General features: G+C 66.3%; 7 protein-coding genes. All 7 read left to right on the forward strand.

The window, feature by feature from the left end; genetic code table 11:
• Positions 1 to 25: 25 nt before the first annotated feature.
• The 7 genes from LDJ84_RS07590 to LDJ84_RS07620 all read left to right on the forward strand — a co-directional run bounded on the left by LDJ84_RS07590 (position 26) and on the right by LDJ84_RS07620 (position 23,122).
• Positions 26 to 1,033, forward strand: a complete 1,008-nt coding sequence (locus tag LDJ84_RS07590; RefSeq protein ID WP_226046144.1) for a flagellar protein MotY — start codon at positions 26 to 28, stop codon at positions 1,031 to 1,033.
• A 133-nt stretch (positions 1,034 to 1,166) separates the two neighbouring features.
• Entirely contained in the window at positions 1,167 to 2,384 is a 1,218-nt protein-coding gene (locus LDJ84_RS07595) for an argininosuccinate synthase (RefSeq protein WP_024765404.1), read from the forward strand.
• Positions 2,385 to 2,479: 95 nt separating this feature from the next.
• A complete protein-coding gene (gene gloA / locus LDJ84_RS07600) occupies positions 2,480 to 2,872 on the forward strand; it encodes a lactoylglutathione lyase (RefSeq protein WP_024765405.1) in 393 nt (130 codons plus the stop codon).
• Positions 2,873 to 3,385: 513 nt separating this feature from the next.
• Positions 3,386 to 17,968: an Ig-like domain-containing protein gene (locus LDJ84_RS07605; protein ID WP_226046145.1), complete on the forward strand. Its 14,583-nt coding sequence runs from the start codon at positions 3,386 to 3,388 to the stop codon at positions 17,966 to 17,968.
• A gap of 389 nt (positions 17,969 to 18,357) precedes the next feature.
• Positions 18,358 to 19,779 carry a TolC family outer membrane protein gene (locus LDJ84_RS07610; RefSeq protein ID WP_024765249.1) on the forward strand — a complete coding sequence of 474 codons (1,422 nt, stop codon included), beginning with the start codon at positions 18,358 to 18,360 and terminating at the stop codon, positions 19,777 to 19,779.
• On the forward strand, positions 19,776 to 21,884 hold the full coding sequence (locus tag LDJ84_RS07615; protein ID WP_226046146.1) for a type I secretion system permease/ATPase: 2,109 nt from the start codon (positions 19,776 to 19,778) through the stop codon (positions 21,882 to 21,884). Before LDJ84_RS07610 ends, LDJ84_RS07615 begins: the two co-directional genes overlap by 4 nt.
• Positions 21,881 to 23,122: an HlyD family type I secretion periplasmic adaptor subunit gene (locus LDJ84_RS07620; RefSeq protein ID WP_024765247.1), complete on the forward strand. Its 1,242-nt coding sequence runs from the start codon at positions 21,881 to 21,883 to the stop codon at positions 23,120 to 23,122. The genes LDJ84_RS07615 and LDJ84_RS07620 overlap by 4 nt, the downstream gene beginning before the upstream one ends.
• The last annotated feature ends 249 nt before the right edge of the window (positions 23,123 to 23,371 follow it).

Consider the following 23,371-nt stretch of genomic DNA (forward strand, 5'->3'; position numbering starts at 1 on the left):
CCCATTTGCCTGTGTGGATGCCACCGTGCGCCAGCCCTCCCTTCTCCTGCTCACACTTTGCGCCAGCCTGCCGGCCTGGGGGCTGACGTTCCAGCCGCGCCTGGAAAGCGCCCAGTGGACGGTGGCGGGCGATCAGTTCGAGTGCCGATTGTCGCAGAGCGTGGGGGGCTTCGGCGTGGGCGAATTCGTCTGGCGCGCTGGGGAGCAACCGACCTTCCGCCTCAAGTCCCAGCAGGGCTGGCTCGGCACGGGCTCGGCAACGCTGCTGGCCGCCGCGCCGCCGTGGCGGCCGGGGCAGGGCGACCTGAACCTGGGCTCGGTGAGCGTGGGTTCGGGTGAGGTGCCCTTCAACAGCACCCAGCAACAGGCCGGACGCCTGCTCGGCGGATTGCTCGAAGGGCGTACCCCGGAAGTCCGTCATCGCACCCGTACGGGTGAGAATCTGCTGGTGCGCTTGCTGCCCGCGCGTTTCGCCGATGGCTATGCGCAGTTCCAGGAATGTTCGACGAAGATGCTCCCGGTCAATTTCGACCAGGTGCGCCAGAGCCAGGTGGGCTTCCCGGATGGTGGCACCGAGGTCGACCCGCTGGGGCGCGCCAAGCTGGACATCATCCTGCAGTATATGAAGGCTGACCCGACGGTGAATCGCATCGAACTGGACGGGCATTCCGACAACAGCGGCAACCGCCTGGCCAATCGCGAGGCATCGCGCCGTCGCGCCATCGCGGTGATGGACTACCTCAAGGCCAACGGCGTAGCCGAGTCGCAGATCACCGTGCGTTTCTACGGCGAGCGCTATCCATTGGTTAAGAACAATTCCGCTGCCAACCGCGCGAAGAACCGCCGGGTGACGGTCAATCTGTCCCGCGAAGCGGTAACCGAAGACGCTCCGGGCGCACCCGCCGAGGCGCCCGTGGCGCCTGCCGCATCCGCTCCCTCCACGCCCGCGCCGGCTGCCAGCGCCCCGACCCAAGGCGCGCCCTCGACGCCGGCCGCGAACGCCGCCACGTCCCCCGCCGCACCCAAGGGTTGAACCTGCGGCGGCGGGTCGCACCGACGATAGTATTTGTCGCTTTGTCGTCAAAAGCTGTCGCCCCTCTGTAAATTATCCTGGGCGGGCAGTAGAATCGGCCCCTTTCGTGACAACCCCCGTGGAGTTGAGTGGCATGGCGGACGTGAAGAAGGTAGTCCTGGCGTATTCCGGTGGCCTGGACACCTCCGTGATTCTGAAGTGGCTGCAGGATACCTATAACTGCGAAGTAGTGACCTTTACCGCTGACCTGGGTCAGGGCGAGGAGGTCGAGCCGGCCCGCGCCAAGGCCAAGCAGATGGGCGTGAAAGAGATCTTCATCGAGGACCTGCGAGAAGAGTTCGTCCGCGACTTCGTCTACCCGATGTTCCGTGCCAACACCGTCTACGAAGGCGAGTACCTGTTGGGTACGTCCATCGCTCGTCCGCTGATCGCCAAGCGCCTGATCGAGATCGCCAACGCCACCGGCGCTGACGCCATCTCCCATGGCGCCACCGGCAAGGGCAACGACCAGGTTCGCTTCGAGCTGGGCGCCTACGCGCTGAAGCCGGGCGTCAAGGTCATCGCTCCCTGGCGCGAGTGGGACCTGCTGTCCCGCGAGAAGCTGATGGACTACGCCGAAACCCACAACATCCCGATCGAGCGCCACGGCAAGAAGAAATCGCCTTACTCCATGGATGCCAACCTGCTGCACATCTCCTATGAAGGCGGCGTGCTGGAAGACACCTGGACCGAGCACGAAGAGGACATGTGGAAGTGGACCGTCTCCCCGGAGAAGGCCCCCGACACCGCTACCTACATCGAGCTGACCTACCGCAAGGGCGACATCGTTGCCATCGACGGCAAGGACATGAGCCCGGCGCAGGTACTCACCGAGCTGAACCGCATCGGCGGCGCCAACGGCATCGGCCGTCTCGACATCGTCGAGAACCGCTACGTCGGCATGAAGTCCCGCGGCTGCTACGAGACCCCCGGCGGCACCATCATGCTCAAGGCGCACCGTGCCATCGAGTCGATCACCCTGGACCGCGAAGTCGCTCACCTGAAGGACGAGCTGATGCCGCGCTACGCCAAGCTGATCTACACCGGCTACTGGTGGAGCCCGGAGCGCGAGATGCTCCAGCAGATGATCGATGCCTCCCAGGAACATGTGAACGGCGTCGTGCGCCTGAAGCTGTACAAGGGCAACGTCATCGTGGTTGGCCGCAAGTCCGACGACTCGCTGTTCGATGCCAACATCGCGACCTTCGAGGAAGATGGCGGCGCCTACAACCAGGCCGATGCTGCCGGCTTCATCAAGCTCAACGCGCTGCGCATGCGTATTGCCGCGAACAAGGGCCGCAAGCTGTTCTGATAAGCTGGCGTCTCCCGTGACAAGCAGACCCCGGCCACGAGCCGGGGTTTGTGTTTATGAGCCCGCACTCCGGGCACCTGATGAGGAAAGAACCGATGAGACTGCTGCATACCATGCTGCGCGTCGGCGACATGGATAAATCCATCGCCTTCTATACCGAAGTCCTGGGCATGACCCTGCTGCGCCGCAAGGATTACCCGGACGGCCAGTTCACCCTGGCCTTCGTCGGCTACGGTAACGAGGACGACAACAGCGTCATCGAGCTGACCTATAACTGGGGCGTGGACAAGTATGAGCTGGGCACCGGCTATGGCCACATCGCCCTGGAAGTGGCTGATGTCTACAAGGCCTGCGAGGACATCCGCTCGCGCGGCGGCAAGATCACCCGCGAGCCGGGTCCGATGAAGCATGGCTCCAGCATCCTGGCCTTCGTCGAAGACCCGGACGGCTACAAGATCGAGCTGCTGTCGCCGCAGCGCAAGGACTGACCTGCGCCCGTCAGAAACCCCGCCCAGTGCGGGGTTTTTCTTTTCTGGCAGTGGGAGTCGAGCCGTTGGCGAGGAAGGGCGCTAGTGCCGGCACGGGGCGACTTAAAGTTCGCAGGTCATCCTCCTGAATGTCCTCGATGGTCGGGTGCAATGCCCGACGCATGTATCGCCCAGCACCTTTGCGGAGGCTACGCCGGGTGCCTAGGGATTAGGAATCATCTGATGTCAGCGAAGATCGCTGCTACGGATACTTCGACCAGTATCCACGGGTTGCTCCGTGACGCCGCCCTGCAGGCCGTCCGGCAGCACCTTCGGTTCCTCGACGTCCAATTCCAATAATCAATCGCTTTCCTTCCCCCGCCGGCTTTCGCTTGCCGGTCGCTGCGATGCGTCACCGAGCCCCGTGGTTGAAGAAGGCCTGCAAGCCTGTCGGCTTGCGGGCGCCCTTGTGACCGGGAATGGCCGCGGAGCCACCGCTGGCATTCCCACGACTGCCGAGTTCCGAGGCCCATCATGGCTAAAACAATCGTTGTAATCGACAAGGCTACCCACGCGACCACTCAGGTCAATCAGGCTGACCTGACTCTCCGCGCGCCTTCGGTCGTGAAGCTGGCCTTGAGCAAGGAGCAGGTCGTCAGCATGACCCGCGAGGGTAACGCCCTGGTGATCAAGACCCTGGATGGCGAAACCATCGTCATCCACGGGTTCTTCGGGGCTCCCGGTCAGCCGAACAGCGATCTGCTGCTCGACAGCGGTGACGGCCACTACTGGGTCGCCGAGGTCAATCAAGAGGGCTCCGCCTTCGCCAGCTACAGCGAGGTCGACTCGGTCGAGTCGCTGCTGGTGACCGAGGGCGGCGACCAGGGTGCACTGCCTTGGATATTGGGCGGTCTGGCGCTGGTAGCCGGCGGCGTTGCTGCGTCCAGTGGTGGCGGCGGTGGTGGCCATCACGGTGGCAGCGGGCTCAAGGCTCCCACTGCAGACCTGCAGGCAGGCGAGGCGGGTGGTCTGGTTGTCAGTGGCTCCACCAGTCCCGGTGCGAGCGTAACCGTAACCTTCCCGGATGGCTCCAGCACCACCGTGGTAGCCGATGCCGACGGACACTACCAGGCTTCCACTTCCTCGCCGCAGACCAGTGGTGGCGTGGATATCCACGTCGAGGATGGCAAGGGCAACAGCAGCGACGCCCACGTCAACTACACCGACACCACGGCGCCGAGCGCCCCCAGCACTGAAGTGATCACCAATGCCGACGGCAGTGTGACCGTGAGCGGCAGCGCCGAGCCCGGCAGCACCGTGACCGTCACCTATCCCGATGGCAGCACCGGCAGCGTCGTCGTCGGCGAGGATGGCGGCTACAGCCTGACATCGCCGCCCGACCAGCCCTCGGGCAGCCTGACCGCCAGCGCTACCGATGAGGCCGGCAACACCAGCCCGGGCACCCAGTTGCCTTACGTCGATGTCACGCCGCCCGCGGCACCGAGTATCGGCGTCACGGAAAATGCCGACGGCGGCCTCACCATCAGTGGCAGTGCCGAGGTCGGCAGCATCGTCACCGTTACCTTCCCGGATGGCTCGGTGGGCAATGTCATGGCGGACGGCAACGGCCAGTACAGCATCACCACCCATGTGCCGCAGGCCAGTGGCGAAGTCAGTGCCACCGCCACCGACGTCTATGGCAATACCGGTGAGCCCGGCAGCCTGGCATACGTCGATAGCACCCCGCCGGACGCGCCGCTGCTCGATCCGCTGGTTACGCTGGACGATGGCTCTGTCACCGTTTGCGGCACTGCCGAGCCTGGCTGCACCGTCACGGTGACTTTCCCGGACGGCTCCACGGGCACCACGGTCGCTGACGCGGCTGGGGCCTTCTCGGTGACTTCCGCTCGTCCGCAACCCAATGGTGACGTCAGCGCGGCGGCCACCGACCTGGACGGCAATACCGGCCCCGCGGCCACCGATACCTTCACCGACAGCACTGCGCCCGACGCACCGGTGCTGGGCCCGATCGTTACCAACGAAGACGGCAGCCTGACTGTCGGCGGCACCGCCGAGCCTGGCAGCACCGTCACCGTCACCTATCCCGATGGCAGCACCGGTTCCGTTGTCGTGGGTGAAGACGGCAGCTTCAGCATCACCTCGCCGGAGAACCAACCCACCGGTGAGGTCAGCGTCAACGCCACCGACGAAGCCGGCAACACTGGCGCCTCGGTGACCGAGAACTACAGCGACACCACGGCTCCGGAGGCACCGAGCGTGAATGTCGTGGCCAATGCCGATGGCGGCCTGACCGTGAGCGGCAGTGCCGAGCCGGGCACGACCGTTACCGTGACCTACCCGGATGGCAGTACTGGTACGGCGACTGCCGGCTCCGATGGCAGCTACAGCATCACCACGACGGAGCCGCAGACCAGCGGCGATGTCAGTGCGACTGCGACTGACGCGGCTGGCAATACCGGCGATTCGACCACCTACACCTACACCGACAGCACCGCGCCGCAAGCGCCGGTACTCGATCCTATCGTCACCAACGACGACGGCAGCATCACCCTTGGCGGTTCGGCAGAGCCGGGCAGCACCGTGACTGTCACCTATCCGGACGGCAACACCGGCTCCGTGGTAGCGGGGGAGGATGGTTCCTGGTCGATCACCTCGCCGGAGAACCAACCCACCGGTGAAGTCAGCGTCAACGCCACCGACGAAGCCGGCAACACCGGCGCCTCGGTGACCGAGAACTACAGCGACACCACCGCCCCGGAGGCGCCGAGTGTCAACGTCACGGCCAATGCCGATGGCGGCCTGACCGTGAGCGGCAGTGCCGAGCCGGGCACGACCGTGACCGTCACCTTCCCGGACGGCTCCACCGGCAGCGCCACTGCTGGCAGCGATGGCAGCTACGAGATCACCACCCATGTCCCGCAGACCAGCGGCAATGTCAGTGCGACTGCGACTGACTCGGCTGGCAATACCGGCGATTCGACCACCTTCAGCTATATCGACAGCACCGCGCCGCAAGCGCCGGTCCTCGATCCCATCGTCACCAACGACGACGGCAGCATCACCCTTGGCGGTTCGGCCGAGCCGGGCAGCACCGTGACTGTCACTTATCCGGATGGCAGCACGGGCTCCGTGGTTGTCGGTGAGGATGGTTCCTGGTCGATCACTTCGCCGGAAAACCAGCCCACCGGGGAAGTCAGCGTCAATGCCACCGACGAAGCCGGGAACACCGGCGCTTCGGTGACCGAGAGCTACAGCGACACCACCGCTCCGGAGGCACCGAGCGTGAATGTCGTAGCCAATGCCGATGGCGGTCTGACCGTGAACGGCAGTGCTGAGCCGGGCACGACCGTTACCGTCACCTTCCCGGATGGCTCGACCGGCAGCGCCACTTCTGGCAGCGATGGCAGCTACAGGGTCACCACCACGGTTCCGCAGACCAGCGGTGACGTCAGCGCTAACGCGACCGACGCGGCTGGCAACACCGGTGACGCCACCACCCAGAGCTACACCGACAGCACCGCGCCGCAAGCGCCGATTCTCGACCCCATCGTCACCAACGACGACGGCAGCATCACCGTGGGCGGCAGCGCCGAGCCAGGCAGCACCGTGACTGTCACTTATCCGGATGGCAGCACGGGCTCCGTGGTTGTCGGTGAGGATGGTTCCTGGTCGATCACTTCGCCGGAAAACCAGCCCACCGGGGAAGTCAGCGTCAATGCCACGGATGAAGCCGGTAATACCGGTGCTTCGGTGACCGAGAGCTACGCCGATACCACGGCACCGGATGCCCCGAGTGTGAATGTCGTGGCCAATACCGATGGCGGCCTGACCGTGAGCGGTAGTGCCGAGCCGGGCACGACCGTTACCGTCACCTTCCCGGATGGCTCGACCGGCAGCGCCACTGCTGGCAGCGATGGCAGCTACGAGATCACCACCCATGTCCCGCAGACCAGCGGTGAGGTAGCGGCAACGGCGACAGACGCCGCAGGCAACACCGGTGACGCCACCACCCAGAGCTACACGGACAGCACTGCCCCGGAAGTGCCGGTCCTCGATCCCATCGTCACCAATGACGACGGCAGCATCACCCTTGGCGGTTCGGCCGAGCCGGGCAGCACCGTGACCGTCACCTATCCTGATGGCAGCACCGGTTCCGTTGTCGTGGGTGAAGACGGCAGCTTCAGCATCACCTCGCCGGAGAACCAGCCCACCGGTGAGATCAGCGTCAACGCCACTGACGAAGCGGGTAATACCGGTGCCTCGGTGACCGAGAGCTACAGCGACACCACCGCTCCGGAGGCACCGAGCGTGAATGTCGTGGCCAATGCCGATGGCGGTCTGACCGTGAGCGGCAGTGCCGAGCCTGGCACGACCGTTACCGTCACCTTCCCGGATGGCTCCAGTTCCACGGCGACTGCGGGTAGCGATGGCAGCTACGAGATCACCACCCATGTCCCGCAGACCAGCGGTGAGGTAACTGCAGCGGCGACAGACGCCGCTGGCAACACCGGTGACGCCACCACCCAGAGCTACACCGACAGCACCGCGCCGCAAGCGCCGGTTCTCGACCCCATCGTCACCAACGACGACGGCAGCATCACCCTTGGCGGGTCGGCAGAGCCGGGCAGCACGGTGACCGTCACTTACCCGGATGGAACCACCGGCAGCGTGGTGGCAGGCGAGGATGGTCGCTTCACCCTCACGTCCCCGGCTGGCCAGCCCAGCGGTGATGTGACCGCCACGGCCACGGACCAAGCCGGCAACACCGGTCCGTCCGCCACCGGCGAATTCGCCGATACCACCGCGCCCGACGCGCCGAGCGTCACCGTCAGCGCCAATGCCGACGGCGGCCTGACCGTCAGCGGTAGCGCGGAAGCGGGCAGCACCGTCACCGTGACCTTCCCGGATGGCAGTACTGCAATCGTCCCCGCTGGCGATAATGGCGAATACAGTGTCACGACCCATGTGCCGCAGACCAGCGGTGAAGTCAGCGCCACCGCCACCGACGCCGCCGGCAATGTCGGCGACGCGACTACCTTCACCTACACCGATAACACGGCACCGCAAGCACCGGTACTCGATCCCATCGTCACCAACGCCGATGGCAGTATCACCGTTGGCGGCAGTGCCGAACCAGGCAGTACTGTCACCGTCACCTATCCGGACGGCAACACCGGCTCCGTGGTAGCGGGGGAGGATGGTTCCTGGTCGCTCACTTCGCCGGAGAACCAACCCACCGGTGAGGTCAGCGTCAACGCCACCGACGAAGCCGGCAACACCGGTCCGTCGGCCAGTGAAAACTTCACCGATACCACCGCGCCGCAAGCACCGAGCGTCAACATCACCGCCAATGCGGACGGTGGACTGACCGTGACCGGCACGGCGGAGGCGGGCAGTACGGTAACCGTGACCTTCCCGGACGGCACCAGCGGTACGGCGACTGCTGGCTCCGATGGCAGCTACAGCATCACCACGACGGTGCCGCAGACCAGCGGCGACGTCAGTGCGACTGCGACTGACGCGGCAGGCAATACCGGCGATTCGACCACCTTCACCTACACCGACAGCACCGCGCCGCAAGCGCCGGTCCTCGATCCCATCGTCACCAACGACGACGGCAGCATCACCCTTGGCGGTTCGGCAGAGCCGGGCAGCACCGTGACTGTCACTTACCCGGATGGCAGCACCGGCAGCGTGCTCGTCGGTGAAGACGGCCGCTTCACCATCACTTCGCCGGAGAACCAACCCACCGGTGAAATCAGCGTCAACGCCACTGACGAAGCGGGTAATACCGGCGCCTCGGTGACCGAGAACTACAGCGACACCACCGCTCCGGAGGCACCGAGCGTGAATGTCGTGGCCAATGCCGATGGCGGCCTGACCGTGAGCGGCAGTGCCGAGCCGGGCACGACCGTTACCGTCACCTTCCCGGATGGCTCCACCGACAGCGCCACTGCTGGCAGCGATGGCAGCTACGAGATCACCACCCATGTCCCGCAGACCAGCGGTGAGGTAACTGCAGCGGCGACAGACGCCGCTGGCAACACCGGTGACTCCACCACCCAGAGCTACACCGACAGCACCGCGCCGCAAGCGCCGGTTCTCGACCCCATCGTCACCAACCACGACGGCAGCATCACTGTGGGCGGCAGCGCCGAGCCAGGCAGCACCGTGACTGTCAGTTATCCGGATGGCAGCACGGGCTCCGTGGTTGTTGGTGAGGATGGATCCTGGTCGATCACTTCGCCGGAAAACCAGCCCACCGGGGAAGTCAGCGTCAATGCCACGGATGAAGCGGGTAATACCGGTGCTTCGGTGACCGAGAGCTACGCGGATACCACGGCGCCGGATGCTCCGAGTGTGAATGTCGTGGCCAATGCCGATGGCGGTCTGACCGTGAGCGGCAGTGCCGAGCCGGGCGCGACCGTTACCGTCACCTTCCCGGATGGCTCGACCGGCAGCGCCACTGCTGGCAGCGATGGCAGCTACGAGATCACCACCCATGTCCCGCAGACCAGCGGTGAGGTAGCGGCAACGGCGACAGACGCCGCTGGCAACACCGGTGACGCCACCACCCAGAGCTACACCGACAGCACCGCGCCGCAAGCGCCGGTCCTCGATCCTATCGTCACCAATGACGACGGCAGCATCACCCTTGGCGGTTCGGCCGAGCCGGGCAGCACCGTGACCGTGACCTATCCCGATGGCAGTACCGGCAGCGTGGTCGTCGGTGAAGACGGTAACTTCACCATCACCTCGCCGGAGAGCCAGCCCACCGGCGAAGTCAGCGTCAATGCCACCGACGAAGCCGGGAACACCGGCGCTTCGGTGACCGAGAACTACAGCGACACCACCGCTCCGGAGGCACCGAGCGTGAATGTCGTGGCCAATGCCGATGGCGGCCTGACCGTGAGCGGCAGTGCCGAGCCGGGCACGACCGTTACCGTCACCTTCCCGGATGGCTCCAGTTCCACGGCGACTGCGGGTAGCGATGGCAGCTACGAGATTACCACCCATGTCCCGCAGACCAGCGGTGAGGTAACTGCAGCGGCGACAGACGCCGCTGGCAACACCGGTGACGCCACCACCCAGAGCTACACCGACAGCACCGCGCCGCAAGCGCCGGTTCTCGACCCCATCGTCACCAACGACGACGGCAGCATCACCCTTGGCGGTTCGGCAGAGCCGGGCAGCACGGTGACCGTCACTTACCCGGATGGAACCACCGGCAGCGTGGTGGCAGGCGAGGATGGTCGCTTCACCCTCACGTCCCCGGCTGGCCAGCCCAGCGGTGATGTGACCGCTACGGCCACGGACCAAGCCGGCAACACCGGTCCGTCCGCCACCGGCGAATTTGCCGATACCACCGCGCCCGACGCGCCGAGCGTCACCGTCAGCGCCAATGCCGACGGCGGCCTGACCGTCAGTGGCAGCGCGGAAGCGGGCAGTACCGTCACCGTGACCTTCCCGGATGGTTCTACCGATACCGTCACGGCGGGAAGCGATGGCAGCTACAGCATCACCACCCACGTGCCGCAGACCAGCGGCGAGGTCAGCGCGACCGCCACTGATACGGCCGGCAACACCGGCGATGCCGCCACCCGGACCTATACCGACAGCACCGCGCCGCAAGCGCCTGTCCTCGATCCTGTCGCGACCAACGACGACGGCAGCATTACCGTGGGCGGCAGCGCCGAACCGGGCAGCACCGTCACCGTGACCTATCCCGATGGCAGTACCGGCTCCGTGGTCGCGGGTGAAGACGGCTCCTGGTCGATCACCTCGCCGGACAACCAGCCCAGCGGTGAGATCAGCGTCAATGCCACCGACGAGGCCGGCAATACCGGCGACTCGGCGACCGAGAGCTACACCGACACCACCGCGCCGGATGCGCCGAGCGTGAATGTCGTCGGCAATGCCGACGGCGGCCTGACCGTAAGTGGCAGTGCCGAGCCGGGCACGACCGTCACAGTGACCTTCCCCGATGGTTCCACCGACACCGTCACGGCGGGCAGCGATGGCAGTTACAGCATCACCACGAACGTGCCGCAGACCAGCGGCGAGGTGACCGCCAGCGCCAGTGATGCGGCAGGCAACGTGGGCGACAACACCACCGTGGGCTACATCGACAGCACCGCTCCGCAGTCGCCGAGCGTAACCGTCAGCGCCAACGACGATGGCGGATTGACCGTCAGCGGCAGCGCGGAAGCCGGCAGCACCGTGACCGTGACCTTCCCGGACGGCTCGACTGCCTCGGTGACCGCCGGCAGCGACGGTCGCTACGAAATCACCACCCATGTGCCACAGACCAGTGGCGAGGTCAGCGCCAGCGCGACTGATGCCGCAGGCAATGCCGGCGCGCCCACCGTCGAGAGCTACACCGACACCCAGGGCCCGCAGGCCCCGAGTGTGAACGTGACGGCGAATGCCGACGGCGGCCTGACGGTTGCCGGCAGCGCCGAACCGGGCAGCAGCGTGAGCGTGACCTTCCCCGATGGCAGCACGGCGACGGCCACGGCCGGCAACGACGGCAGCTACAGCGTCACCACCACGACTGCGCAAACCAGCGGTGACGTCAGTGCCAGCGCCACCGATGCCGCCGGCAACACCGGCGCTGCGGCGACTGTGGCCTACACCGACACCGGCGCACCGCTGGCGCCAAGCGTGAACGTGACGGCGAATGCCGATGGCGGCCTGACCGTGACGGGCACGGCAGAGGCGGGTAGCACCGTCACCGTGACCTTCCCGGATGGCAGCACCGGCACAGCGACCGCGGGCACCGATGGCAGCTACAGCGTCACCACCCTCGTTCCGCAAACCAGCGGTGACGTCAGCGCCAGCGCCACCGATGCCGCTGGCAATACCGGCGCAGCGACCGTCGAGTCGTACACCGATGGCACCGCGCCGCTGGCACCGGAGCTGGACCCACTGGTCACCAACGGCGACGGCAGCGTCACCCTCACCGGCAGCGCCGAAGCGGGCAGCACCGTGACCGTCACCTTCCCGGACGGCACCACCGGCTCCGTGGTCGCGGGCAACGATGGCGCCTTCAGCATCACCTCGCCGGCGGGACAACCCACTGGTGATGTCACTGCCAACGCTACCGACGCCGCCGGCAATACCGGTCCGTCGGCCACCGGCGAGTTCGCCGACACCACCGCACCGGACGCACCGAGCGTAAACGTCAGCGCCAATGCCGACGGCGGCCTGACCGTCAGCGGCATTGCGGAGGCCGGCAGCACCGTCACCGTGACCTTCCCGGATGGCAGCAGCAGCACCGCGACCGCGGGCAGCGACGGTGCCTACAGCGTGACCACCACAGTGCCGCAGACCAGCGGTGAAGTCAGCGCGACCGCCACTGATGGCGCCGGCAATACCAGCGGTGCCGTCACGGTGGACTACACCGACACCGGCGCGCCGCAGTCGCCGAATGTGAACGTCAGCGCCAACGCCGATGGCGGCCTGACCGTGACAGGCACGGCAGAGGCGGGCAGCACCGTCACCGTCACCTTCCCGGACGGCAGCACGGGTACGGCGACCGCGGGCAGTGACGGTAGCTACAGCGTCACCACCACGGTTCCGCAAACCACGGGTGAAGTCAGCGCGACCGCCACCGATGCCGCCGGCAATACCGGCGACGCTGCGACGGTGGACTACACCGATACCGGCGCACCGTTGGCACCGAGCGTGAATGTCAGCGCCAACGCCGACGGCGGCCTGACCGTGGCGGGCACGGCGGAGGCGGGCAGCACCGTCACCGTCACCTTCCCGGACGGCAGCACCGGCACCGCAACCGCCGGTTCCGATGGCAGCTATAGCGTCACCACCACGGCTCCGCAAACCAGCGGCGAGGTCAGCGCGACCGCCACTGACGGCGCCGGCAATACCGGCGACGCGGCCACGGTGGACTACACCGACACCGGTGCACCGTTGGCGCCGAGCGTGAATGTCGTCGCCAATGCCGATGGCGGCCTGACCGTCGCGGGCACGGCGGAAGCGGGCAGCACCGTGACCGTGACCTTCCCGGATGGCAGCACCGGCACCGCAACCGCCGGTTCCGATGGCAGCTACAGCATCACCACCCATGTACCGCAGACCAGCGGCGAGGTCAGCGCGGCCGCCACCGATGCCGCCGGCAACGCCGGTGCGTCGACGGTCGAGCCCTACACCGACAATACCGCGCCCTTGGCGCCGGTACTCGATCCGCTGGTGAACAATGCCGACGGCAGCGTCACCGTCAGCGGCAGCGCCGAAGCGGGCAGCAGCGTCACCGTCACCTACCCGGATGGCACCAGCGGATCGGTCACCGCCGGTCCCGATGGCCGCTTCAGCCTCACCTCGCCAGTCGGCCAGCCCAGCGGTGAGGTCAGTGCCAGCGCCAGCGATGCCGCCGGCAACGCTGGCCCATCGACCATCGCCCCCTTCACCGACACCACCGCGCCGGACGCGCCGAGCGTGAATGTCGTTGCCAACGCCGATGGCGGCCTGACCGTAGCGGGCACGGCCGAAGCGGGCACGGCCGAAGCGGGCAGCACCGTCACCGTCACCTTCCCGGATGGCACCCGCGGCACGGCGCTCGCCGGTACCGACGGCAGCTACAGCGTCACCACCCACGTACCGCAGACCTCGGGCGAAGTCAGTGCACTGGCAACCGACGCCGCCGGCAATGACGGCTCGGCCACCACTGCCACGTACACGGACACCAGCCTGCCGCAGGCGCCGGTGCTTGACGCGCTGGTGAACAATGCCGATGGCAGCGTTACCGTCAGCGGCAGCGCCGAAGCTGGCAGTACCGTCACTGTCACCTACCCGGATGGCACCACTGGATCGGCGATTGCCGGTTCCGATGGTCGTTTCAGCGTCACCTCGCCGGTTGGCCAGCCCAGTGGCGAAGTCAGCGCCAGCGCCACCGACCTGGCGGGCAACGCCGGCCCGGCAGCGACGGCCGACTTCACCGACACCACCGCCCCGGCTGCGCCGAGCGTGAACATCGCGGTCAACGCCGATGGTGGCCTGACCGTGACGGGTACGGCCGAGGTGGGCAGCACCGTCACCGTGACCTTCCCCAGTGGCACCACCGGTACGGCGACTGCCGGTCCTGACGGCAGCTACAGCGTCACCACCCACGTCCCGCAGAGCACGGGCGAAGTCAGCGCCGCGGCGACCGACGCGGCCGGCAACACCGGTGCGTCCGCCTCCGCGGACTACGCCGACAGCACCGCGCCGCTGGCGCCCAGCGTGCTGGTCAACGCCAATGCCGACGGCACCCTGGTGGTCAGCGGCAGCGCCGAGGCCGGCAGCCAGGTCACCGTGACCTTCCCGGATGGCTCGCAGCAGACCGTTACCGCCAACGCCGCGGGCAGCTACAGCGCCACCAGTGCCGCTGCCCAGGGCAGCGGTGAAGTCAGCGCCGTAGCCACCGACGCCGCCAGCAATAGCAGCGACAGCGGCAGCGCTCATTACGCCCTGGCGACGGTCAGCGGCATCTCCGAAGACAACGGCCTGAACAGCGGCGACTTCATCACCAACGACAACACCCTGGTGGTCAGCGCCGCGGTGGACGGGCAGCTCAACGCCGGCGACAAGGTGCAGATCTCGATTGACGGCGGCCAGACCTGGCACGATGCCGTCGACCAGGGCAATGGCACCTACGTCTTCGATAACAGCGGCTCGGTCATGGATGATGGCGACTATCTGTTCATGGCCCGCGTGGTCGGTAGCGAAGGCAACGTCAGCCTGGCCGGCGGCCAGGCGGTGCAGATCGATACCCAGGGACCGTCCGCCAGCCTGACCATCAGCTTCGATGACATCAGCGACGACAACGGCTACCTCGGCAACGACTTCGTCACCAACGACAACACGCTGCTGTTCCACGGGCACCTGAGCCAGAACCTGGCGGACGACGAAGGGGTGGAAATCAGCCTCGACGGTGGCCAGACCTGGCAGCGGGTCGAGGTCAACGGCACCGACTGGAGCTTCGACAACACCGGCAACGTACTGGGCGACGCCGAGTACGACGTGCAGGTGCGGGTGGTCGACGATGCCGGCAACGTCGGCAACAGCTCCAGCCACACCGTAGTGATCGACACCGACGGCCCAGGCGCCGACAAGACCATCACCCTCGATGCCATCAGCGACGACAATGGCGCCCAGGGCAACGACTTCATCACCAACGACAACACCCTGGTGTTCTCCGGCAAGCTGGGCGTTGCGCTCGGTGACGGCGAAGGCGTGGAGATCAGCCTGGACGGCGGCCAGACCTGGCAGCGTGCCGAGGTCTCCGGAACGGACTGGCGCTTCGACAACACCACTGACGTGATCGCCGACGGCAGTTACACCGTGATCGTGCGGGTGGTGGACGACGCCGGCAATATCGGCCAGAGCGCTCAGCACGACCTGAGCATCGATACCCTGGCGCCGACCTTCACCAGTTTCGTGCTCGACCTGGATACCGCCAGCGATAACGGCAGCAGCACCAGCGACAACAAGACCAGCGTGATGACGCCGAGCTTCACCGGCACCGTCGCCGGTCTCTCCGCCGCGGACGCCGCGGCAGCCGCGGCGGGCAAGATCACCGTGATGCTGTTCGACGACAAGAACGGCGATGGTGTTTATGGCGAGGGCGATGTCATCTACGCCCAGGACCTGGCACTGACGGTGAACGGGACCGGCGGCACCTTCAACGTGACGCTGCCATCGATGTTCGACGGCAGCTACAACCTGAAGGCAGTGCTGGTGGACGAGGCGGGTAACCACTCGCAGGTCGGCCTGCTCGACAACAGTGCCGATGCCAGGCTGGTCATCGACGTGGCCGGGACGCCATCGGTGGCTTCCAGTACACAGACCGCCGACGGTCTGGGGCTGTCGATGTCTTCCATCGGAGACTTCAACGGCGACGGCTACGAAGACTTCGTGGTCTCCGCACCGCATGACATCTACGGTTCCACCGCGGCCTACCAGTCGGACATCTATGTGCTCTACGGCAGCGCCAATGGCCTGCCGTCGTTGAAGAATATCGACAACCTGACTCCGGACCAGGGCTTCCGCATCAAGCAGACCGGGGTCACCGGCACCGGCGCCGACGTCGGTATCCAGGGACAACTGGTCACCAACCTTGGCGATATCAACGGCGATGGCTACGACGACTTCGCCATCACCGGCACACTGAACGATCGCGCCTACGTGATCTTCGGCCGGGAGGGCAACACCCTCAGCACCCTCGACCTGCTGAGTCTGGAGAACGGTGCCACCGCCAATGGTTTCGTGATCAAGAACAACAACACCGGTGGCTGGCCGGCTAACAACATCAGCGGTGGCGACATCAACGGCGATGGCTACGCCGACCTGATCATCGGCTCGGCCGATGGCAACGGTGGCAACGGCATGTACGTGGTGCTCTATGGCCATGCAGGCGCAGCAGGCTCTTCCGCCTGGAGCAACCTGCTGCTGCGCAACTACGTCAGCGACGCAGATCCGGGTGGCCTGTACTACGCCACCGGTGCGACTTCTTCCACCCTCGGTTCGCGCGTGGAGAACCAGACCAACGTGCGCACCACCTACGCGCCCGACGCCGATTCCGACCTCGGCTCGGTGATCAAGGTCATCGGTGACGTCAACGGCGATGGATATGCCGACTACATCGTGACCGCACCGCGTGGTAATGGCCTGAATGGCAGCACCATCACCAACAGCGGCACCGCCTACCTGATCTGGGGGAGCGCCGACGGCCTGGGCAACAGCTACAACCTGGCCAACCTGACCCCGGACCAGGGCGTGCGCCTGGTAGGGTCGGAAGCCGGCGAGTGGCTCGGCGGGGCGACCTATGACCAGGGTGGAGCGGCGCAGAACGCCGGCCAGTGGTATGCCGAATTCTCCTCGATCCAGAACATCGGTGACATCAACGGTGACGGCATCGAGGACTTCGCGATCGGCTCGCCGGGTTGGGGCGACTCGGCTTCCGACACCACCGCACCGGGCCGCGTCTATGTGATCTACGGCAAGGAGAGCGGGGTAGCCTGGGGCGACATCAATCTGGGCAACCTGAACGGCACCGACGGCTTCATCATCTCCAGCAGCAGCAATGGCACCGCCATAGGCGGCTCGAAGACCACCGCAGACGGCATGCTCGGCTATGCCGTCAGCTCCGGCGGCGATGTCAACGGCGACGGCATCGACGACTTCCTGATCGGCATGCCCGGCTACGACAATGGCGTCACCAACCGTGGTGCGGTGTACCTGGTCTACGGCCGTGCCGACGGCAGCTTCGACGCCAACACCGACCTGGATGCGCTGGTCGCGGCCGGCCTGGCAGTGAAGTACACCGGCGCCAACGCCAATGACTACGCCGGTACCGGCCTGGCCATGGGCGACTGGAATGGCGACGGCATCGCCGACTACGGCTATGGCGTCTGGCAGAGCGACACCGGCGCGACCAACGCGGGCGGCTACAACATCTACAGCGGCTCCATCGCGCTGCTGACCCACAGCTACACCGTCGGCGACGACGAAATCTGGGCCGGCACCACCAGCCCGGGAGCGTCCGCCATCAACAACGGGGTGGACATCATCAGCGGCGGTCAGGGCAACGACATCATCCACGGCATCGGTACCGACACCACTGGTACCACCGATACCAGCGTGCAGCATGACGTGGCCATGGGCGGTGCCGGCAACGACACCATCGGTCTGGTCGGGACGACCTTCACCCGGGTCGACGGTGGCCTGGGCATCGATACCCTCAAGTTCGAGGCCTCCGGCCTGCAGCTGGATCTCACCAGCTACGGCACGCGGGTCAAGGGCTTCGAGATCTTCGACCTGGGCAGCAGCCAGGAGGGCAGCGGCAACAACACCCTCTCGCTGCGACTGTCGGATGTCCTTAAGCAGGTCGATACCACCAGCGTCGAGGTACCCAACCTGATGATCAAGGGCGACGGCACTTCCACCGTGGATCTGGCCGAAACCGTCGGTTCCGGCGGCTGGGAAGTCAGTGGCAGCAAGACCGTGAATGGCGTCGACTACGACATCTGGCACAACGCGAGCATGGGGAGCAACACCAATGCGGACCTGCTGATCCAGCACGGCATCAACGTGGTCTGACGAGGACCCGGCCCAGGGGCGCTACGCGGCCAGAGCCCCTGGATCCCGCTACCGGCCGCGACTCTCTTGCCTGACCGGCGGGGTGCTCAGCGCCTCCCGCCGGTTGGGCGCTTGTCGTTTAGGAAACGTCTCATTCATGTGCGGCAGCCGGCTCCAGATAATGACCCGGACGATTCGCAACAGGCCGTCCTGAGCGGCCTTCTTCTACAGCGGGTATCCCCCAGCACAGCCCTCCGGCGGCCGCTGGCAGGCCCCTCTCTCCACGCCCTCCAGGGCGCTGCAGACGAACGTCGCGTATCCAACGCGCGCTGGCACTCCAGGATGAGTTCCCCTCCGACGAGCACGGAAGACCGTACCGGCGCGCCTCAATTGACTCCGGGAGGCCCTCGGTGAACGCCTGGAAATTCGGACCCCTGGCCTGGCTCAGCCTGGCCAGCTTCTCCACCGCAACGCTCGCGGGCGTCCTTGATGACGGCTGGTTCGGCGCCAGCAGCCCCGAGCAGCGCAGCCTGGCTCCCAGCCATCTGATCGAACAGACCGGCGGCCAGCGCCTCACGCCTGAACTCGACGCGCCGGCCGCGCGCCGCCTGCTGGACATCAATCACGCCGTGCAGATGGCGGTCAACCGTCACCCCTCCATCGCCGATGCCGTCGCCACCCTGGCGCAACAAGGCGATGGGATTGCCATGGCCCGTTCCGGCTATTACCCCCAGGTGAAAATGGGCCTGGGGCGTGGCGACACCACGCAGAACGGCACCAGCCAGACCGCTTCGCTGTCGGTCTCACAGCTGCTCTACGACTTCGGCAAGGTCGCCGGCAGCGTCGACGGCGCCCAGGCACAGTCGCGCCGGCAGCAAGCCCTGGTCCTCAAGCAGATCGACCTGATCTCCCGGCAGACCGCCGAAGCGACCATCGACCTGCATCGTTATCGCCTGCTGGGTCGCATCGCCGATGAGCAGGTGAGCGCGATGGAGCGTGTCTATGCCATGACCCAGGACCGCGCCGGTGCCGGTGTCACCAGCCGTTCCGACCCGATCCAGGCGCTGGCCCGGGTCGACGCGGCGCGTGCCAACCAGTTGCAGATCCGCTCGCAGTACCACCAGGCTCAGGAACGCCTGCGTACCCTTGTCGGGGGGGCAGTTTCCGGTGAGATCACCGCGCTCTCCGACGACCAGTCAGCCCGCGTCGACCTCGCCCGACGCCTGGATACCAGCCTGCTGCCCGACGTCCTGGCCGCCGAGGCCGAGCGCCAGGCCGCCGAGGCGCAATTGCGGGTGGCCAAGGCTGATCGCATGCCGACCGTGAGCATCGAAGCCGCCAGCACCAAGGCTCTGAGTGGTGACAACCCCAGCACCTACGAGCGACATGGCAGCGACAACAGCATCAGCCTCAACTTCACCTCCACCCTGTACCAGGGCGGTGGCCTGCGCGCCCAGGTCCGCGCCGCCACCAACGCCCTGGAAGCTGCGCGACAACGCATCGAGGATGCGCGCCTGTCGGCCAGCGACCAGATGCGCCATATGCGCGAGCAGATCATCGGCAACCGCGCGCGCCTGGGCGTGCTCGGCAGCCGCAAGCGTAACCTCGACGAGTCGCGCGAGCTGTACCGCGAGCAGTACAAGCTCGGCACCCGCTCGATCCTCGACCTGCTCAATACCGAGCAGGAGTACTACCAGGCACTCTCTGACGAGGAAATGGTGCGTCATGACCTCTGGCTGGGCCAGGTCGGCCTGATCGACGCCCAGGGCCTCAGCCGCGAGTTCTATGGCCTGAACTACACCAGCGTCCAGGGTATGGAGGTGCTGCCATGAGCCTGACCCCGCACTCCGCGCGCTGGCTGGATGCCATGCTCGCCGTCGCCCGCCACTATGGCATCGGTGCCTCCGAAGAGGGCGCGCGCGTGGCTCTGGCCTGGGAGCAGGGCGCTTCCGCGGATCTGATGCTGCTGCACATGGCCAAGAGCCTGGGACTCGCCCTGCGCTTCGGCAAACTCTCGCTCGAGCTGCTCGACGCCTGGCGTTTGCCGTTGGTTGCGGAGTTCGACGATGGCAGCGTCTGCGTCGTACAGACCATCGACGGCGAGGGTAACCTCGGCGTGCTGTTCAGTGGCGACAAGGGCCTGGAAACCCGTATCGGTGTAGAGGAGTTCCGCCAGCGCGTGCGTCGCGTGGCGATCCTGCGTCCGCAGGTGGCGGTGCCCGATGCGCGCGTCGACCAGTACATCCGTCCATACCGGCGCAACTGGTTCTGGAACATCGCCCTGCGCGACTGGAAGCGCTACGGCGATGTCATGCTCGCTTCGCTGGTGGCCAACGTCCTGGCCCTGGCCGGTGTGATCTTCTCCATGCAGGTCTACGACCGGGTGGTCCCGGCCAACTCCGAAGCGACCCTGTGGGTGCTGTTCGGCGGGGTGATGCTGGCGATCGTCTTCGAGTTCTGCCTGCGCGTCTCGCGCACGCATATCTCCGACACCGTCGGCAAACGTGCAGACCTGCGCATCTCCGATGTGGTCTTCGGCCGCGCGCTGCGACTGCGCAATTCGGCGCGTTCGCGTTCCACCGGCACGTTCATCTCGCAGTTGCGCGAGATCGACCAGGTGCGCGAGCTGTTCACCTCGACCACGGTCGGGGCATTGGCCGACCTGCCTTTCTTCCTGCTGTTCCTGGTGGTGCTGTGGATGGTCGGCGGCCCCCTGATGTTCGTCGCCCTGGGCGCGATTCCCTTGCTGGTCATCCCCGGCCTGCTGATCCAGAAGCCGCTGGAACGCCTGTCCAACGAGGGCATGCGCGAGTCCGCATTGCGCAACGCCATGCTGGTGGAGGCGGTGCAGGGTATCGAGGACATCAAGCTGCTGCGCGCGGAAGCGCGCTTCCAGAACCAGTGGAACAACGTCAACGACGTGTCCGCCGGCATCAGCATGCGCCAGCGCTTCCTCACCAGCCTGCTGATGAGCTGGACCCAGGAAGTCCAGGGCATTGTCTATGCCCTGGTGCTGGCCCTGGGCAGCTACCTGGTGATGCAGGGCGACATGACCACCGGTGCCCTGGTGGCCTCGTCGATCCTCGCCTCACGGATGATCTCGCCGTTGGCGCAGATGGCCTCGGTATTTTCCCGCTGGCAGTCGGCGAAGGTCGCCCGCAAGGGCCTGGACGAGCTCATGAGCCGCCCGGTGGATCAGCCCGAACGGGCCCGCCGGGTGCACCGCGCGGCGCTCAATGGCAATTACCAGCTCGACGGCGTGAGCTTCCGCTACGGCGACAACGACAAGCGTCCCGCGCTGGTGGTGCCGCAGCTGCAGATCCGCGCCGGTGAGAAGATCGCCATCCTCGGCCGCATCGGCTCCGGCAAGTCGACCCTGCTCAACCTGCTCTCGGGCATGCACAGCCCTCAGGAAGGCCGCGTCTCGCTCGATGGCCTGGACCTGGCGATGATCGACACCGCCGACGTGCGCCGCGACATGGCGATGCTGCCGCAGAGCTCGCGGCTGTTCTACGGCACCATCCGGGAAAACATCCTGCTCGGCGCGCCGATGGCCAGTGACGCCATGATCACCCAGGCGCTCTCCCTGTCCGGCGCCCTGTCCTTCGTGCAGGCACTGCCCGATGGCCTCGATGAGGTGATCCTCGAGGGCGGCCAGGGCCTGTCCGGTGGCCAGCGCCAGACCCTGCTGCTGGCGCGCACGCTGATCCGCAATCCGTCCGTCGTGCTGCTCGACGAGCCGACCGCCAACTTCGACGAGATGACCGAACGTCAGGTGATCGACGCCATGGGGCCATGGATGGCGCCGCGCACGCTGGTGGTTGCCACCCACCGCATGCCGGTCCTGAAATGGGTCGACCGGATCATCCTCATCGACAACGGGCGTGTGGTGCTGGACGGTCCCAAAGACAAAGTTCTCAAGGAGCTGACCCAATGACCGACCTCAAGCTCCCGGTGGCCAAGGCGGATGTCCCGCCGGCCATCCCGCCGACCACTGTTTCCACAGCCCGCGCGCACCAGCGCGGGGCCCCGGCCGAGCCGCCGCTGCCGCGCTCGAGCCTGGTGGTGTGGTTGATCGCGGCCATGCTCGGTGCCTTTGCCGTATGGGCCAGCCTGTTCTCCCTGGATGAAGTCTCCACCGGCAGCGGCAAGGTGGTGCCGTCTTCCCGCGAACAGGTCATCCAGTCCCTGGAAGGCGGCATCCTGGTCTCGCTCAATGTTCACGAGGGCGATCTGGTCGAGGCCGGTCAGGTCCTCGCCCAGCTCGACCGTACCCGCAGCGAGTCGGCGGTGGAGGAGAGTGCCTCGCGCATGCGGGCTGCCAAGGCCGAGGCTGCGCGACTGTCTGCCGAGGTCAACGGGACGCCGCTGGCCTTCCCCGAAGACGTACAGACGTTCCCCGACCTGGTGAATAGCGAGACTGCGCTCTACCACTCGCGCAAGGACAGCCTGGCGAAGAACCTCGCGGGCATCAACGATGCGCTGGGACTGGTGCGCCGCGAGCTGGCCATGACTCAGCCGCTGGTGGCGCGCGGAGCTGCCAGTGACGTGGAAGTGCTGCGCCTCAAGCGCCAGGCCAACGAACTGCAGCGCAAGGCCACCGAGCTGCAGACGCAGTATGTGGTCAAGGCCCGCGAAGACCTGGCCAAGGCCAATGCCGAGATTGAGGCTCAGAGCTCGGTCACCCGCGGCCGCTCGGACGCCTTGCATCGCACCACCTTCACGTCGCCGGTACGCGGTATCGTCAAGGACATCGAGGTCTCCACGGTCGGCGGCGTCATTCCGCAGGACGGCAAGCTGATGGAAATCGTCCCGGTGGACGAAAAGCTTCTGGTCGAGGCGCACATTTCGCCGCGCGACGTCGCCTTCATCCGCCCCGGCCTGGACGCCACGGTGAAGATCACCGCCTATGACTACTCGATCTACGGCGGCCTGCACGGCAAGGTTACGACCATTTCGCCGGACACCATTCAGGACGAGGTCAAACGCGAGGTCTTCTACTACCGGGTGTTCATCCGCACGGACGTCGACCACCTGACCAACAAGGACGGCAAACGCTTCGGCATCGTGCCGGGGATGATCGCCACGGTCGATATCCATACTGGCAACAAGACGATCCTGGACTATCTGCTCAAGCCGCTTAACAAGGCCCGCGAGGCGCTGCGCGAGCGCTGAGCCCGGGGTGACAGGCGATGACCTGCGTCGATGGCTGCAAACCCCGCCTCCCCGGCGGGGTTTTTCTTTGCTGACTGTCATCAGAAAGTCAGCGCAGGGTACATACTCAAGGGGCATCGACGTCGGACACGTCGATTGCGGAAGCAGTTTCCGCCATTCGCTTGTCACAGTCAGCAGGAGCGCGCTGCGGGCCGGAGAATCCCCGCCGCGACGCACCCGGCAATGACGGCCGAATGGACGGCCGCATCG

This window comes from Pseudomonas sp. HS-18 (assembly GCF_020401845.1).
Lineage (GTDB): Bacteria > Pseudomonadota > Gammaproteobacteria > Pseudomonadales > Pseudomonadaceae > Pseudomonas > Pseudomonas nitroreducens.